Annotated in this window: 1 protein-coding gene; it reads left to right on the top strand. The window is 61.0% G+C overall.

Going from position 1 to position 1919, the window contains the following annotated elements:
* Positions 1-163 precede the first annotated feature (163 nt).
* On the top strand, positions 164-1810 hold the full coding sequence (locus HHL08_RS25200; protein WP_169575581.1) for an IS1634 family transposase: 1647 nt from the start codon (positions 164-166) through the stop codon (positions 1808-1810).
* Positions 1811-1919: the final 109 nt, after the last annotated feature.

Raw genomic sequence — 1919 nt, 5'->3', positions numbered from 1 at the left:
CCCAAGTTGAACAGTGCTGGCGGAACACGCGGGGAACGCGAGATCGTAAGTATCTGATTTTGCTTGGGGTGAGTTTCGCGGCAAAATCGGATGTGCTAACAACATTTTGCCTCTGACTGGCGGTTTAGTTTATCTTGACGGGTTCAGGCAGTAACAACATGCCATGTATGTCGTCGAACGAGTCGCGCGCGGGCACCGCTATCTTTACCTGGTCGAGAGCGTGCGCGAGGGCAAAACTGTCCGTCAGCGCACGATCAAGGCTTTGGGCCGCAAGGATGTGCTGGCCGCGAGTGGCGAACTCGACAGACTTGCCGCCTCGATCGCACGTCACGCAGAGCGTTGCATCATTCTGTCCGATATCGATGCAGGCCGGATCGCAGCCCGCAGAATCGGCGGCCCGTTGCTGTTCGGGCGCCTGTGGCAGCGGCTTGGCATCGATGCTGTATTGGAAGAGATGCTGGAGGGCCGCCAGTTCGGCTTTGCCGTGGAACGCGCGGTATTCGTCGCCACACTGCACCGCCTGTTTGTCTCCGGCTCGGACCGAGCCTGCCTGGACTGGATGGAGAGCTACGCCATCGACGGCAGCGAGGATCTTGCCCTCCATCACTTCTATCGCGCCATGGCCTGGCTCGGCGAGGAGATCGAGGAGAAGGCAGAAGGCGCATTGGCACCTCGCTGCGTGAAGGACGTGATCGAGGAGAAGCTGTTCGATCGCCGACGGGACCTGTTCACTGATCTCAGCCTGGTGTTCATGGATACGACGTCGCTCTCGTTCTACGGTGCAGGCGGCGATACGCTGGGTCGGCGTGGTCATTCCAAGGACCACCGACCCGAGCTTGCCCAGATGATCCTGGCCGTGGTGATCGACGCCGAGGGGCGTCCGATCTGCACCGAGATGGTCCCGGGCAACACGGCCGACGTGAAGGTGCTCATGCCCATCGTCAAGCGCCTGCGTACCCGCTTTGGGATAACCCGCTCGTGCGTCGTGGCCGATCGCGGCATGATCAGCGCTGATACGATCGCCGCCCTTGAAGAGCTGGGGATGGAATACATCCTGGGTGCGCGAGAGCGCACCAGCAGCGTCATCCGCACTGTCGTGCTTGCCGACACGGCTCCGATGGTGCCGCTCGTCCTCGAGCGGCAGGCAGGAGACACCCAGCTGTGGGTCAAGGAAGTGCGCGTTGGCAAAGGCGCAGATGCCCAGCGCTACGTCGTTACGCTCAACGAAGCTGAGGCAAGGAAGGACAAGGCCGACCGGCAAGCGATCATCGACGGCCTCCAGACCCAGCTGAAGAAGGGCGACAAGGCCCTGGTCGGTAACTCAGCCTATCGCCGCTATCTCAAGGCCAGCGGCAAGACTTTCGAGATCGACATGGGCAAACTTGCCGACGAGGCCCGCTACGACGGCATCAGCGTGCTGCGCACCAATGCCAGGATCACTCCGCTGCAGGCCGTCATCCGCTACCGTGACCTGCTTCAGGTCGAGGCCCTGTTCCGGGTTGCCAAGGCGAGCTTCGATACCCGTCCCATCTTCCATCAGTCCGATGCCGCTATCCGCGGCCATGTGTTTGTCTCGTTCCTCGCTCTGACGCTGGCCAAGGAACTCTCCCGCCTGTGTCAGGAAAAGGGCTTGCAGCCCGAATGGCAGCCGCTCCTCAACGATCTCGATCGCCTCCAGGAAGCCACCATCGAAAAGGACGGCAAGGTCATTACCACCCGCACCCACGTCTCGGGCCAGGTAGGGAATGTCTTCAAGGCAACCGGCATCGCGCTGCCGGCCAATATCAGCGAGTTGCCGCCGCAAACCTGAGCCTCTGCAAGCTCAACCGACCCCAAAAAATGTAGTGGTAACACTTGCGCCGGCGCGCGCATGCCATTGAACATAAACGGCTTTTGTGAAAGCGCTGTTCAAGTTGGGT

Origin of the sequence: Sphingobium psychrophilum (genome assembly GCF_012927105.1) — a bacterium.
GTDB classification, from domain to species: domain Bacteria; phylum Pseudomonadota; class Alphaproteobacteria; order Sphingomonadales; family Sphingomonadaceae; genus Sphingobium; species Sphingobium psychrophilum.
Note: the sequence above shows the minus strand (reverse complement) of the source record. Positions and strands in the feature narration are given on the sequence as shown.

What these genes read in the sequence shown, in the direction of transcription:
- HHL08_RS25200 (WP_169575581.1), top strand. Translation starts at nt 164, where the DNA reads ATGTATGTCGTCGAACGAGTCGCGCGCGGGCACCGCTATCTTTACCTG.